Source organism: Caballeronia sp. ATUFL_F1_KS39, from assembly GCF_023630985.1.
Classification (GTDB): domain Bacteria; phylum Pseudomonadota; class Gammaproteobacteria; order Burkholderiales; family Burkholderiaceae; genus Caballeronia; species Caballeronia zhejiangensis.
In genome coordinates this window covers 38,918-51,793 of record NZ_JALQDZ010000001.1, presented here as the reverse complement: position 1 = coordinate 51,793, position 12,876 = coordinate 38,918, and the positions used below count along the sequence as shown (strand labels likewise).

13 protein-coding genes are annotated in these 12,876 nt (G+C 62.8%); 4 read left to right on the top strand and 9 right to left on the bottom strand.

Annotation, left to right across the window (positions count from 1 at the left end):
- Positions 1-48: 48 nt before the first annotated feature.
- From NCR93_RS00245 to mgrA, 6 genes are all read right to left on the bottom strand, one after another.
- Entirely contained in the window at positions 49-525 is a 477-nt protein-coding gene (locus tag NCR93_RS00245) for a (2Fe-2S)-binding protein (protein ID WP_008352336.1), read from the bottom strand.
- Positions 526-751: 226 nt separating this feature from the next.
- Entirely contained in the window at positions 752-2,173 is a 1,422-nt protein-coding gene (gene bcaP / locus NCR93_RS00240; RefSeq protein WP_008352338.1) for a branched-chain amino acid transporter BcaP, read from the bottom strand.
- 157 nt (positions 2,174-2,330) lie between these two features.
- Positions 2,331-2,984, bottom strand: a complete 654-nt coding sequence (gene rqpR, locus NCR93_RS00235; RefSeq protein WP_008352341.1) for a response regulator transcription factor RqpR — start codon at positions 2,982-2,984, stop codon at positions 2,331-2,333.
- Positions 2,985-2,994: 10 nt separating this feature from the next.
- A complete protein-coding gene (locus NCR93_RS00230; protein ID WP_250435379.1) occupies positions 2,995-3,858 on the bottom strand; it encodes a sensor histidine kinase in 864 nt (287 codons plus the stop codon).
- 343 nt (positions 3,859-4,201) lie between these two features.
- A complete protein-coding gene (locus NCR93_RS00225) occupies positions 4,202-4,972 on the bottom strand; it encodes a ferredoxin--NADP reductase (protein ID WP_008352345.1) in 771 nt (256 codons plus the stop codon).
- 498 nt (positions 4,973-5,470) lie between these two features.
- A complete protein-coding gene (gene mgrA / locus NCR93_RS00220) occupies positions 5,471-6,514 on the bottom strand; it encodes an L-glyceraldehyde 3-phosphate reductase (RefSeq protein ID WP_008352347.1) in 1,044 nt (347 codons plus the stop codon).
- Between the two features lie 234 nt (positions 6,515-6,748).
- Between mgrA and NCR93_RS00215 the strand changes: the two genes are divergently transcribed.
- Together NCR93_RS00215 and NCR93_RS00210 are read left to right on the top strand one after the other, a co-directional pair.
- Entirely contained in the window at positions 6,749-7,546 is a 798-nt protein-coding gene (locus tag NCR93_RS00215; protein WP_250532112.1) for a mechanosensitive ion channel family protein, read from the top strand.
- A 60-nt stretch (positions 7,547-7,606) separates the two neighbouring features.
- Positions 7,607-7,810: a DUF3185 family protein gene (locus NCR93_RS00210; RefSeq protein WP_008352349.1), complete on the top strand. Its 204-nt coding sequence runs from the start codon at positions 7,607-7,609 to the stop codon at positions 7,808-7,810.
- 20 nt (positions 7,811-7,830) lie between these two features.
- On the opposite strand, the gene NCR93_RS00205 is transcribed toward NCR93_RS00210, so the two are convergent.
- Positions 7,831-8,607 carry a phytanoyl-CoA dioxygenase family protein gene (locus tag NCR93_RS00205; RefSeq protein WP_250497129.1) on the bottom strand — a complete coding sequence of 259 codons (777 nt, stop codon included), beginning with the start codon at positions 8,605-8,607 and terminating at the stop codon, positions 7,831-7,833.
- Between the two features lie 317 nt (positions 8,608-8,924).
- On the opposite strand from NCR93_RS00205, the gene NCR93_RS00200 reads away from it, so the two are divergent.
- On the top strand, positions 8,925-9,275 hold the full coding sequence (locus NCR93_RS00200) for a hypothetical protein (protein ID WP_174447735.1): 351 nt from the start codon (positions 8,925-8,927) through the stop codon (positions 9,273-9,275).
- Between the two features lie 13 nt (positions 9,276-9,288).
- Here the strand turns inward: NCR93_RS00200 and NCR93_RS00195 are convergent, their stop codons facing one another.
- Both NCR93_RS00195 and metK read right to left on the bottom strand, forming a co-directional pair.
- Positions 9,289-10,404 carry an alkene reductase gene (locus tag NCR93_RS00195; protein ID WP_250435376.1) on the bottom strand — a complete coding sequence of 372 codons (1,116 nt, stop codon included), beginning with the start codon at positions 10,402-10,404 and terminating at the stop codon, positions 9,289-9,291.
- Positions 10,405-10,528: 124 nt separating this feature from the next.
- Positions 10,529-11,716 (bottom strand): methionine adenosyltransferase, encoded by a 1,188-nt coding sequence (gene metK, locus NCR93_RS00190; RefSeq protein ID WP_008352353.1) that lies wholly within the window; start codon positions 11,714-11,716, stop codon positions 10,529-10,531.
- Positions 11,717-11,970: 254 nt separating this feature from the next.
- On the opposite strand from metK, the gene NCR93_RS00185 reads away from it, so the two are divergent.
- Positions 11,971-12,855, top strand: coding sequence for a lipid A biosynthesis lauroyl acyltransferase (locus NCR93_RS00185; RefSeq protein ID WP_008352354.1), 885 nt, complete (start codon positions 11,971-11,973; stop codon positions 12,853-12,855).
- Positions 12,856-12,876 lie beyond the last annotated feature (21 nt).

The following is a 12,876-nucleotide window of genomic DNA, read 5'->3' as shown; positions in this document are numbered from 1 at the left end:
CTTGGTCAAAGGCGCGATACATCGTGTGGAATGTGGATTGACGCGGAATCAGGCGCCCGCTTTCATGTTTTGCGCGCCCTGCAAGACCGCCTTGACGATGTTGTGATAGCCCGTGCAGCGACACAGATTGCCGTCGAGCTGCTCGCGCACTTCTTCTTCGGAGAGATTCGGCGATTGCGCAGCCAGCGCGCTCGCGCTCATCACCATGCCCGGCGTGCAGAAGCCGCACTGAAGGCCGTGACATTCCCTGAACGCCGCCTGCATCGGATGAAGCTGGCCGTCTTTCGCCATGCCTTCGATGGTCGTGACTTCCATGCCGTCCGCCTGCGCGGCGAGGATGTTGCACGACTTGATCGCGCGGCCATCGAGATGGACGGTGCACGCGCCGCACTGCGCCGTGTCGCAGCCGATATGCGTGCCGGTAAGCCTGAGTTGATCGCGGAGAAACTGGACGAGCAGAACGTGCGGTTCGACGGTGGCGGTCACCGGTTTCCCATTGACCGTCAGGCTGATGCTGAGCGCCATTTTCACTGTCTCCTAAGTGAGGACGATCCAGCTTCACGCCACGCACCTGCCATCTGCCGCCGTGAGCGTTCAGCCGGAATTGGTGTTATGTGTTTGTGACAATGAGTAAAACACAAATCGGCGGGCGTCGCTATCGGCGCGAACGTCCGTCCCAAACTCAAGGTTTTGCAGCTGCAAATGCAAAGCGCCGCCTCGAGGGCGGCGCTCTTGTGTCGAGCAAGGACGCTCAGTGCGTCACGGTCTCTCGCTGCTCGTGCGTTCGACGTCCGAGCACCGAATGGCGTCGCGAGTACAGGAAATAGATCGCGAGGCCGATCACGAGCCACAGCACGAACGCGATCCACGTCATCGCCTGAAGATTGACCATCAGGAACAGACACGACGCCACCGCCAGAATCGGCACGACCGGCACGCCGGGGCAGCGGAACGCGCGCGGCAAGTCAGGATGCGTGCGGCGCAGGATCAGCACGGCGATGGAGACCATCGAGAACGCGGCGAGCGTGCCGATGTTGATGAGCTCGGCGAGCACGTTGAGCGGCACGAGCGCGCCGATCAGACCGAAGAAAATGCCGACGATCCACGTCGTGAGGAACGGCGTCGCGTAGCGCGGATGCACCTTCGAAAGCCGCGCGGGCAATAGGCCGTCGCGCGACATCGCGTAGATGATGCGCGTCTGGCCGTAGCTCATCACGAGAATCACGGTGAGCATGCCGAGCACCGCGCCGAGATCGATGAAGCCCGCGACCCAGTTCTGACCCGCGACTTGCAGCGCGAACGACACCGGATGCGGATTGTTCGCGAACTGCGGCGCGGGCACGATGCCGGTCACGACGGCCGCGACCGCCACGTACAGCACGGCGCACACCGCGAGCGACGAGATGATGCCGATCGGCAGATCGCGCTTCGGATTCTTCACTTCCTCGGCCGCCGACGACACCGAATCGAAGCCGATGAACGCGAAGAACATGACGGCCGCCGCGCCGAACACGCCGGACCAGCCGTTCGGCATGAACGGCTGCCAGTTTGCCGGCTTCACATGGAACACGCCGACCGCGATCACGAGCAGCACGATGGTCACTTTGATCGCGACCATGATGTTGTTCAGGCGCGTCGATTCCTTCACGCCGACCGAAAGCAGCCAGGTGATCGCCATCATCACGAGGAACGCGGGCAGGTTGAAGAACGTGACCTCGCCGGGCAACGCGCCGGGCGCGGCGGTGAGGGCGGTCGGCAGCGAGATGCCGAAGCCGGCGAGCAGCGACTGCAAGTAGCCCGACCAGCCGACCGAAACGGCGGACGTCGCGAGCCCGTATTCGAGCATCAGATCCCAGCCGATGATCCACGCGGCGAGTTCGCCGAGCGTCGCATACGAATACGTGTAGATGGAACCGGCGACCGGAATCGTCGACGAAAATTCCGCGTAGGCGAGGGCGGCGAAGCAGCACGCGATCGCCGCGATGATGAACGAAATCATGAGCGCCGGGCCGGCCTGGACGGCGCCGGTGCCGGTCAGCACGAAAATGCCCGTGCCGATGATCGCGCCGATTCCGAGGAACGTCAGATCCAGGGCGCCGAGCGTCTTTTTGAGCGATGTGCTGTGCGCGCCGGCCAGCATGTGCTCGATGTTTTTCTTGCGGAACAACGACATTGCGATGAGTCTCCTTCTGGCGCGCGCGAGCGGCCGTTACCTCGGGAAAACCCGATATTTTATCGGAGACTCAGAGATTGCCTATCCATTGAGCATGCAACGCAGAATTGCGGCAATTTGTTACGATCCACCCGTTTTATCTAGCACGAGATAAAACCTACCCGGCGATGGCGGGATTCATGTCGACGAGACGGTTGCTCATCACATAGAACGTAAGCTCTGCGTTGTTGGCGAGCTTCATTTTCTCCAGCAACCGCGCGCGATAAACACTTACGGTCTTAACCGAAAGCGATAAGGCGTTCGCGATATCAGTGAGCCGTTTTCCCGAAGCAAGCATGCACAGCGTCTGATATTCGCGGTCCGATAGCTTCTCGTGCGGCAACCGGTCCGTATCGAGCGAAACGTAGGTTGCGAGCGCTTCGGCCATTTCAGGGCTTACGTATTTTCGGCCTGCGGCGACTTGCTGAATCGCGCCGATCATCAGCGCGGGGTCCGCCGTCTTCGACAGATAGCCCGCCGCGCCCGCCTTCAACGCGCGCACCGCATATTGATCTTCGCGATACATCGAAAACATCAGCACCGGCAGACGCGGGCTTTCGCGCTTGAGACGCTTCAACACGTCGATGCCGTTGATGTCCGGCAGCGAGATGTCGAGCATCGCGACATCGAGCGGGCGACGCGCGGCGAGCGCGAGCGCCTGCATGCCGGTCTCGGCCTCCAGCACTTCGGATGCGACGCCGCGTTCCAGCAGCAATTGCGCGACGCCGCGGCGCACGATGCCGTGATCGTCGGCGAGCAGGATTCTGAGCATCGCGGCGGCCTCAGGCGTTGACCACGCTGAGCGTGAACAGGCCCGGACCCGCCGCAGCCCACGGGAAACGCGCGCGCACGCAGGTGCCGGCGGGCTTCGCCGCCGCGACGCGCAGATTGCCGCCGAGCGCCTCGCAGCGCGCGCGCATCCCGGAAAGGCCGAAGCGTCCGCTCTTGCGACGCGCCGCCGCGCTGATGCCGACGCCATCGTCTTCGACGAGCAGGATCACGCCTTGTCCGTCGAGCGCGACGGACACGCGCGCATGCCCGGCGTGCGCGTGACGCGCGACGTTGCCGAGCGCTTCCTGCATCACGCGAAAGAGCGCGAGCGACATGTCGTGCGACATGCGATCGAGGCGCGCATCGTCGGGGCAGGAGAAATCGACGGCGATCGCCGTGCGCGCGCCGAAATCCGCGATCCAGCCGGCCAGCGTGGCGGCGAAGTTGGCATCGAAAGTCGGCGTCTGCAATCCCTCGACGATGCGATGACTCGTCTCGCAGACATCCGCGAGCGCCGCGCGCGCCTGATGCAGCGCGTCGTCGAGCGCGGCGGGCGCATCGGCGGGCAGCCAGTGCTCGGCGCGAGCGAGCGCGATATTCGCGACGGTGAGCGCGGCGCCGCTCGCGTCGTGCAGGTCTTGCGCGAGCGCCTGACGCGCGCGCTCTTCCGTGGCGGCGAGCAGCGCGGCGAGTTCCTGGACGCGGGCGGTGAGACGCTGAATCTGACGGTCGCCCTTGAGCTTGGCGTCGATCAGCGCGGAATAGGGTGAGGCAAACGACGCGCCGGAGCATTCCGGCGACGGTGACGGAACCGCGCGCAGCGGAGCGCGGCGAATCGGGTTCTCATCGAGCGTGATCGTGGCCGACGGGTTCATTCACTATCCTCGCTTCGAGCGCAACTGGAGCTACGTCCTCGGGTAACTCACGAGCGGCGTAACCGAATTTACACTCAGTAACATCGTTGACGGACTACGGGATGGCCTGCGCCGTCAAAAAGTAAACGCATCATATCTCAAAAAAATGATAAATCCATGTCGCGCAAGGCTCCGGCGGTCGAACTTCATGCCGTTTGCCAAGTCCGCTGCGCATAATGCGTAGGAAAAAGACCTACCGACCGTGGTCAATTTGTAACAGCGACGCGCGTATGGTGATTTCGTCGAGGCGAAAAAAAACCGGAGCGCGAGGCTCCGGTTTGTGCAATCGCGACGTCGAGACAGCTTATCCGACGAACGCCTTTTCCACGACGTAGTGGCCAGGATGGTTGTTGCTGCCTTCCTGGAAGCCCATCGCGTCGAGCAGTTCGCGCGTGTCGCGCAGCATGTGCGGGCTGCCGCAGAGCATCACGCGGTCGTTTTCGACCGAGAACGGCTCGACCGAGAGATCGGCGAACAGCTTCTTGGTCTCGATCAGATCGGTGATGCGACCACGGTTCGCGAACTCCTCGCGCGTGACCGTCGGGTAATAGACGAGCTTTTCGGACACGATTTCGCCGATATGCTCATGCGCCGGCAAGTGCTCGGTGATGAAATCCTTGTACGCGAGTTCGTCGACGAAACGGCACGTGTGCGTCAGCACGATCTTCTCGTAGCGGTCGTAGACGTCCGGGTCCTTGATGATCGACATGAACGGCGCGAGGCCCGTGCCGGTCGACAGCAGCCACAGCGTTTTGCCGGGCAGCAGATTGTCGGCGACGAGCGTGCCCGTCGGCTTCTTGCCGATCAGCACGGAATCGCCCACTTTCAGATGTTGCAGGCGCGAGGTCAGGGGGCCGTCCGGAACCTTGATGCTCAGAAATTCGAGATGCTCTTCGTAGTTCGCGCTCGCGAGGCTGTACGCGCGCAGAAGCGGCTTGCCGTCGACTTCGAGACCCACCATCGTGAACTGGCCGTTCTCGAAGCGGAACGAGCTGTCGCGGGTGCAGGTGAAACTGAAAAGCGTGTCGGTCCAGTGATGGACGCTCAGAACGGTTTGAGAATTAAGGTTGCTCATGGCTTCTTGAACTGTGCTCTAACTGTGCGAAAGCGGTGACGCTCTGACGCTCGCGCCTGGCTGGCGGCGGATGCCACGCCGGGCCGATGTCGAAAACAAAGCGCGCTACGAGGGCGCAACGAGGGGCGCTGCGCTGTCCGAACGGGACGATCGAATGGTGAAGGTCGCCGATTGATCCGAAACCCGCGATGCGAGGACAGCGATTCACGCCGCGCCACGCGTGAACTTCGCGCAAAAAAACTGACAGCCCGGCGCAATCGGCTATTTTAACCCGATAGTCGTTTCGCGGTCCGAACGTCGATACGGCGGCGGTGGCGCGCACGCGCGCCTCGTGGGCGAACGTACGTGCAGAAGAAATGCACTTTCGGCTGACTGCGCGGCCGGTGGCCGGCCTCGGCGGCAACTCTTATCGCTGCGCAAAAGCCGCCGAGTCCGCATGATAGCAACGGATGCCGCGCGTATCTCGAAATACCCTTCTGGCGAAAGGCCGCACGCGTGTCAGATGCGCTGATCCGTCGACGGTTTTTCCCACAGGTTGATGCCGCCTTCCTTCGCGTGCTGATCGATTTCCGCGAGTTCTTCCTTCGAGAAATCGAGATTCTTCAGTGCGCCGACGTTCTCGACGACTTGCTCCGCGCGGCTCGCGCCGATCAGCACCGAGGTCACGCGCCCGCCTCGCAGCGCCCACGCGAGCGCCATCTGCGCGAGGCTCTGGCCGCGCTTCTGCGCGAGATCGTTGAGCTTGCGGACGTGCGCGAGGTTCGCATCGCTCAGATGTTCCTGCTTGAGCGAGCCGCCGCCCGGTTTGTTGACGCGCGCGTCCTGCGGCACGCCATTCAGATACTTGCTGGTCAGCAGACCTTGCGCGAGCGGCGTAAACGCGATGCTTCCCGCGCCGATGTCGTCGAGCGTGTCGAGCAGGTCTTCTTCGATCCAGCGGTTCAGCATGTTGTACGACGGCTGATGGATCAGCAGCGGCACCTTGTGCTCGGCAAGCAGCTTGGCCATCTCGCGTGTTTTGGACGCCGAGTACGACGAGATGCCAACGTAAAGCGCCTTGCCCGAATGCACGGCCGTCGCCAGCGCGCCAGCGGTTTCTTCGAGCGGCGTATCGGCGTCGAAACGGTGCGAATAGAAGATGTCGACGTAATCGAGGCCCATGCGCTTCAGGCTCTGGTCGAGGCTCGCCAGCACGTATTTGCGCGAGCCGCCGCCTTGGCCGTACGGACCGGGCCACATGTCCCAGCCGGCTTTCGAGGAGATCAACAGTTCGTCACGATAAGGGCGGAAGTCGTCCTTGAAGATGCGCCCGAAGTTCGTTTCGGCGCTGCCGTACGGCGGGCCGTAATTGTTCGCGAGATCGAAATGCGTGACGCCGAGATCGAACGCCGTGCGCAGAATTTCACGTTGCGTGGAGATCGGCGTCGTATCGCCGAAGTTGTGCCACAAACCGAGCGACAACGCAGGAAGTTTCAACCCGCTCCTGCCACAAGTGCGGTATTGCATCTGCGTGTAACGCTCGGAGGCTGCTTCGTAGGCCATGACGGATTTCCTCTGCGGATGGCGAATTGAACGGACTGGAACGGACAACGTGCATTTCACGCGGCACGCGCGGACACGCACGCTGTCGAGGGCGTCAATGGTAAGCCAATCGGGGCTGGGCGCGCACGGCACGCGATGCCGTCCCGCTATTCGGTATAGGCCGGATGGCCAGCAAGGGGAACGATCCAACGCGATCGCGGACAAAAGCAGATTCGTTTTGAAGGACCGCTACCCATGGATTCGATCGACAGACTTCGCCCCGCTTACGATTCGTTTAGTGCAATTGCCGTGACTTACGGCATCGATATTCTGCTGGCGCTGCTGATTCTCGCGGTCGGCTGGTGGATTTCGAACGCCGTCGCGAACACCCTGCGCCGCACGCTCGCTCGCACCAATGTCGATGCCACGCTCACGCCGGTGCTCGCCAGCCTCGCGTTGTGGGCGATCCGCGTCGTCGCGATCGTCGCCGCGCTCGGCAAGCTCGGCATTGCCGCCGCCAGCATCCTGACCGTGCTCGGCGCCGCCGGCCTCGCCATCGGCCTCGCGCTGCAGGGCACGCTGCAAAACATCGCGGCCGGCCTGATGCTCCTGCTGCTGCGCCCGTTTCGCGTCGGCGATTTCATCGAAGGCGTCGGGACGACGGCGGGCACGGTCAACGAGATCGGACTTTTCACGACGCGCCTCACGAAAGCCGACGGCATCATCATGTTCGTGCCGAACAGCCTCATTTGGGCGAACGCCATCACGAACTACAGCGCGAACGATCGGCGTCGCGTCGTCATCAACTTTCAGGCACAGCATGGGCTGAAGGTCGAGCGTGTGCTCGAGGAACTGCGCAAGCTGATGAGCGACGATCCGCGCATCGTGCAGGACGGGCCGTCGGCGCCGTGGGTCGCCGTGACCGATTACACGGACACCGGCGTCAAATACAACCTCGGCGCGTGGACGAGCAGAAGCGATCATCAGTACGTGATGGCCGACCTCCTGCGCAAGATTCAGCCGTACACGCGCGAGCAGGCGCAGGCGGCGTGAGTGGACGCGCGAGCGCCGACCCGCTAACCTGACGCGCTTTTCCAGCCAAGAGACCACGCCATGACCCGAGCGATTTCCGTTGCGCTGCTAGTCGGCGGCGTCGTGCTGCTGTATTTCGGCGGCCAGTCGTTTCATTCGCTCTCCAGCGACGTCGCGCGCTTCTTCACCGGCTCGCCCACGAACAAGACCATCTGGCTGATCGCGGGCGGCATCGTCGCGTCGCTCGCCGGGCTGATCGGCCTCACGATTCCGTCGAAACGCTGAAACGCTCAAACGCTCAGACGTCAGACGAGCGGCACTTCCGGCTTCGACGCCGAGCGCGTGCCGGGCAGCGCCGCGTTGCTCGCGCCGCGATACGTGAACACGAGCGAGAACTTCACCTGATCGGTGAGGTTCTTGCCCGCCGAATGCAGCGTGTTGCAGTGGAAGAACACGACGTCGCCCGGTTCCAGCGCGGGCGACACCGCCGTGCGGATCAGCGCGGCATTCTCGGGCAAGTCGGAGCGGAAGAATTTCGCGTCGTCGAAGCGATCCGATGTGAACGGCAGCTTGTGCGACATCGGCACGAACCACAGCGCGCCGTTTTCCACCGTTTCGTTGCCGAGCGCGACCCACGCGGAAACGAGATCGTCGCGCTCGAACGCCCAGTAGCGCACGTCGCGATGCCAGCCGGTCAGGCTGCCGTACGCCGGGTGCTTCGTCATCATGCAGTTGTGATGCGCGCGCGACAAATACGGCGTCTCGCCGAAATACAACTCCATCCATCCGCGCACTTCCGGCGATGTCGCGAACTCCGCGTAAAGCGGATGCCGCGCGTAGGCGTCGAGCAGGCGGCGCACGGTGTGTCCGCCGGGCGCGTCCTTCGAATCCGGCGCGCCGGGATATTTCAGATCGGCCTCGAACTCGACCGGCGCGGCGGCCTCGGCGAGTTGCCGGCGCGCGACTTCGCGCATCGCGTCGCGGCGTTCCTGCGAAACCAGCCCTTTCACGATCACGTAGCCGTTTCGACGCAGCTCGTGCACCTGTTCCTTCTTCGATTTCAGCAGGTTTTGATCAGACATTTCAGTTCTTGGCTCCGGCGGCTTTCGAATTTCTTCATGCCGTCGACGCTATATCCGGAATTGGGGCGAATACGGGGATTGTAAATCCGGCAGCGCAGGAAGGCCCATGCGAGAACGCTTCCGCCGATTTTTATAAGCAGCCGCTTCATGAAACGGCAGGGAAAACGCGGACTTACCCGGGTAATACGGGTCCTGTACATTGATCCGCATCAATTCGGTGCAACTTCGCAAATGCTGTTGAATCGAAGCGTTGAACTTCATTTTTGAGACGACTATCGTCGAGTCTGCTTCCACGCAAACCGACCTTTCCCGCCGACATGAACCACCGAATCGCTATCGGACTTACTCGCGTCGCATCGCGAGCCGCGCGTCCTGCGCGCCGCGGCATGATCCGCGCGCTGCGCCATCACTCCACCCGCACGCAATTGCTCGCCGAGCAACTGAAGAACGTGCATCCGGTCGACGGCATCCGGTCGTGGTTCCGCGGTTTCTTCTTCAATTTGCGCGTGCGCGCGGCCTCGCGCCGGGTGTCGTTGCGCGCGCTGTTGCGCCGTCCGGTGCAGTTGCGCGCGCCCGCGCCGAAGCCGAAAGCGGCTGCGCTGACGAGCCGTCGTCCGCGTCGCGTGTCGGCGACGAGCGCCGGCTGGTACGCGTTCGCGGCGCGCTGAATCGCGCAATCCCTCACTTGCGCTCGGCCTCGTCGAGCGTCGGATAGTCCGTGTAGCCTTTCTCTCCGCCGCCGTAGAACGTCGCCTCGTCGGGCGCGTTGAGCGGCGCGTTCATCCTGAAGCGCTCGACCAAATCCGGATTCGCGAGAAACGCGCGACCGAAAGCCACGGCGTCGGCTTCGCCTCGTTCGATGCGCGTATTGGCTTCTTCCGCGGTGTATTCGCCGCAGACGATGATCGCGCCGTCGTAAGCCTCGCGCAGCGCGTCTCGATAGCCGTCCGAAAGCGGCGCGCCGCCGGCCCAATCGCCTTCCGCCAGATGCAGATACGCGATGCCGATGCGCTTCAGCTCGCGCGCCAGATACAGCGATGACGCTTCGCCTTCATCGTCGTGCAGATCGAATCCCGTGAAGTTCGGCGATATCCGGATGCCGACGCGATTCGCGCCCATCACGCCCGCGACCGCCTCCAGCACATCGACGACCAGCCGCACGCGATTTTCGATGCCGCCGCCGTACTCGTCGGTGCGATGGTTGGTGCCCGTCGCCATGAACTGATGCAGCAGATAGCCGTTGGCCGCGTGGACTTCGATCATGTCGAAATCGGCGCGCTTGGCGCGATGCGCGGCATCGACGAACTGCAGCACGATGCCCGGCAACTCGCCGATCTCAAGCGCGCGCGGTTCGTCGGCGTCGGTCATGCCGTAGGTGCCGTCATCGTGTCTCACGAACACTTGCGTGTCGCGCGCGCGGATCGCGGACGGCGCGACGGGCGGCGCATCGCCCTCCTGCAGCGATCGATGCGACACGCGCCCCACATGCCACAGCTGCGACGCGATGCGCCCGTGCCGCGCGTGAACCGCGCCCACGACGGCTCTCCATCCGGCTTCCTGCGCGTCGGAATAGATGCCGGGCGTCGCGACATAACCCTGACCTTGCCGCGAAACCTGCGTCGCCTCGGTCACGATGAGTCCCGCGCCCGCGCGCTGCGCGTAATAGTGCGCGTTCATTTCGCTGGGCACGTCGCCGGGCTGCGACGCGCGATTGCGCGTGAGCGGCGCCATCACCACGCGATTCGGCAGTTCGAGATTGCCGATTGTGACGGGAGAAAGAAGCGTTTCGAACGGCATGACGGCTCCGTGGATGATCGGTTTTGCCGTCCGGTTCGGTCGCAAGAAACGCGCCGCGCAGGCGAAAAAAAAACGGCAAGCGCGATGCTTGCCGGTTCTTGTCCCGCGCGTTCGGCGAATGGCGTTACGCCACGCTTGCGACCGGCTCCGTGCCCGCCGCTTCGGCCAGCATGAGCGCCTTGTCGGTGGCTTCCCACGAGAATTCAGGCTCTTCGCGGCCGAAGTGACCGTATGCCGCCGTCTTTTCGTAGATCGGGCGCAGCAGATCGAGCATCTGGATGATGCCCTTCGGACGCAGATCGAAATGCTCCAGAACGAGCTTCGTGATTTCGGCATCCGACACGCGGCCCGTGCCGAACGTGTTCACCATCACCGAAGTCGGACGTGCCACGCCGATTGCGTACGAAACCTGGATCAGCGCGCGCGATGCGAGACCGGCCGCGACGATGTTCTTCGCGACATAACGTCCCGCGTACGCCGCCGAGCGGTCGACCTTCGACGGATCCTTGCCCGAGAACGCGCCGCCGCCGTGCGGAGCCGCGCCGCCGTACGTGTCGACGATGATCTTGCGGCCCGTCAGACCGCAGTCGCCCTGCGGACCGCCGATGACGAAGCGGCCCGTCGGGTTCACCAGAAACTTGATGTCGCCCTTGATGAGTTCCTTCGGCAGCGTCGGCTTGATGACTTCTTCAATCACCGCTTCGCGCAGTTGCGGCAGGTCGATGTCCGGCGAATGTTGCGTCGACAGCACGACCGTATCGATGGAATGCGCGCGGCCATCGACATAACGCACGGTGACTTGCGACTTCGCGTCCGGACGCAGCCAGGGCAAACGGCCATCGCGACGAAGGTTTGCCTGACGCTCGACGAGGCGATGCGAAAGGTGGATCGGCAGCGGCATCAGTTCGGGCGTTTCGTCGCAGGCGTAGCCGAACATGAGGCCCTGGTCGCCCGCGCCCTGATCGAGATTGTCGTCGTGCGCCTTGTTCACGCCTTGCGCGATATCCGGCGATTGCTTGTCATACGCGACGAGAACCGCGCAGCCGCGATAGTCGATGCCGAAGTCGGTGTTGTCGTAACCGATGCGCTTGATGGTGTCGCGCGCGACCTGGATGTAATCGACGTTGGCGGTGGTCGTGATTTCGCCCGCGAGGACGACGAGACCGGTGTTGCACAGCGTTTCCGCGGCGACGCGCGAATATTTGTCCTGCGACAGAATGGCGTCGAGGATGGCGTCGGAGACTTGGTCGGCAACCTTGTCCGGGTGGCCTTCGGAAACGGATTCGGAAGTAAAGAGGTAGTCGTTCGACACGCTTCAGACTCCAATAAAAGTACGGTTGATATTCACGTAGCCGTCTTCTTTTGGAGTCTGAAGCGGCGACGCTTTAGCGGATGTGCTTCCAGGCCGGCGCTTCTCGAAAGTAAGAAGACTCCGACCCGCTTCGCCCCGCAAGTTGTCCATTAACTCGGCGAAGGTTTTATTATACCGGTTTCCTTAGTTTTCACAGAATTGACCCTTTTGACTTCCTCGGTCCCGCTCCACTCGTCCGCCCGCCGGAGCGAGTCATGCTAGGTCGTATCGGCGTGGCGCTCGCCATCGGTTTTCTCAAATTCCTCGCGGTGATTCCATACGGCATCACCGCGCGTTTCGGCGACGGCCTCGGCTGGCTGCTCTATCAGATTCCGAGCCGTCGCAAGCGCATCGTCCATACGAATCTGAAGCTGTGCTTCCCCGAGTGGTCCGACGAAAAACGCGAGGACATCGCGCAGAAGCACTTTCGGCACGCGATCCGCAGTTACGTCGAGCGCAGCGTGCAATGGTTCGGCTCCGCGAAGAAGCTCGAAAAGCTGATCGAAGTCGATAGCGCCATCGATCTCACCGATCCCGATCTTCCGCCCACGCTCTTTCTCGGACTGCATTTCGTCGGCATCGAGGCGGGCTCGATCTTTCTCAACTACTCGCTGCATCGGCGCTGCGGTTCGCTGTATCAGCCGTTTTCGAATCCGCAGATCGAGGAACTGGCGAAGAGACAGCGCGCCCGTTTCGGCGCCGACATGGCGAGCCGCGCCGACAGCGCGCGCATCGTGCTGCGCTGGCTGCGCGATCGCAAGCCCGTGATGCTCGGCGCGGACATGGACTACGGCATGCGCAACTCCACGTTCGTGCCGTTCTTCGGCATCCCGACGTGCACGCTGACCGCCGTCGGCCGGCTCGCGAAGACGGGCAAGGCGCAGGTCGTGCCCTTCATCGGAGAAGTTTTGCCGAACTACAAGGGTTATCGGCTGAAAGTCTTCAAACCTTGGGAAAATTATCCGAGCGGCGACGACGAGGCCGACGCGCGCCGCATGAACGCGTTTCTGGAAGAGCAGATTCCGCGCATGCCCGAGCAATATTATTGGGTGCACAAGCGCTTCAAGACGCGCCCGCCGGGCGACCCGAGCTTTTATTGACGCCTGAATCGCGCGAAACGC

Bases quoted from the DNA above. Each gene is read 5' to 3' on its own strand.
- NCR93_RS00215 (WP_250532112.1), top strand. From the start codon at position 6,749: ATGGATTCGATCGACAGACTTCGCCCCGCTTACGATTCGTTTAGTGCA.
- NCR93_RS00205 (WP_250497129.1), bottom strand. From the start codon at position 8,607: ATGTCTGATCAAAACCTGCTGAAATCGAAGAAGGAACAGGTGCACGAG.
- mgrA (WP_008352347.1), bottom strand. From the start codon at position 6,514: ATGGCCTACGAAGCAGCCTCCGAGCGTTACACGCAGATGCAATACCGC.
- NCR93_RS00200 (WP_174447735.1), top strand. From the start codon at position 8,925: ATGAACCACCGAATCGCTATCGGACTTACTCGCGTCGCATCGCGAGCC.
- NCR93_RS00195 (WP_250435376.1), bottom strand. From the start codon at position 10,404: ATGCCGTTCGAAACGCTTCTTTCTCCCGTCACAATCGGCAATCTCGAA.
- NCR93_RS00210 (WP_008352349.1), top strand. From the start codon at position 7,607: ATGACCCGAGCGATTTCCGTTGCGCTGCTAGTCGGCGGCGTCGTGCTG.
- NCR93_RS00225 (WP_008352345.1), bottom strand. From the start codon at position 4,972: ATGAGCAACCTTAATTCTCAAACCGTTCTGAGCGTCCATCACTGGACC.
- rqpR (WP_008352341.1), bottom strand. From the start codon at position 2,984: ATGCTCAGAATCCTGCTCGCCGACGATCACGGCATCGTGCGCCGCGGC.
- NCR93_RS00230 (WP_250435379.1), bottom strand. From the start codon at position 3,858: ATGAACCCGTCGGCCACGATCACGCTCGATGAGAACCCGATTCGCCGC.
- NCR93_RS00245 (WP_008352336.1), bottom strand. From the start codon at position 525: ATGGCGCTCAGCATCAGCCTGACGGTCAATGGGAAACCGGTGACCGCC.
- bcaP (WP_008352338.1), bottom strand. From the start codon at position 2,173: ATGTCGTTGTTCCGCAAGAAAAACATCGAGCACATGCTGGCCGGCGCG.
- NCR93_RS00185 (WP_008352354.1), top strand. From the start codon at position 11,971: ATGCTAGGTCGTATCGGCGTGGCGCTCGCCATCGGTTTTCTCAAATTC.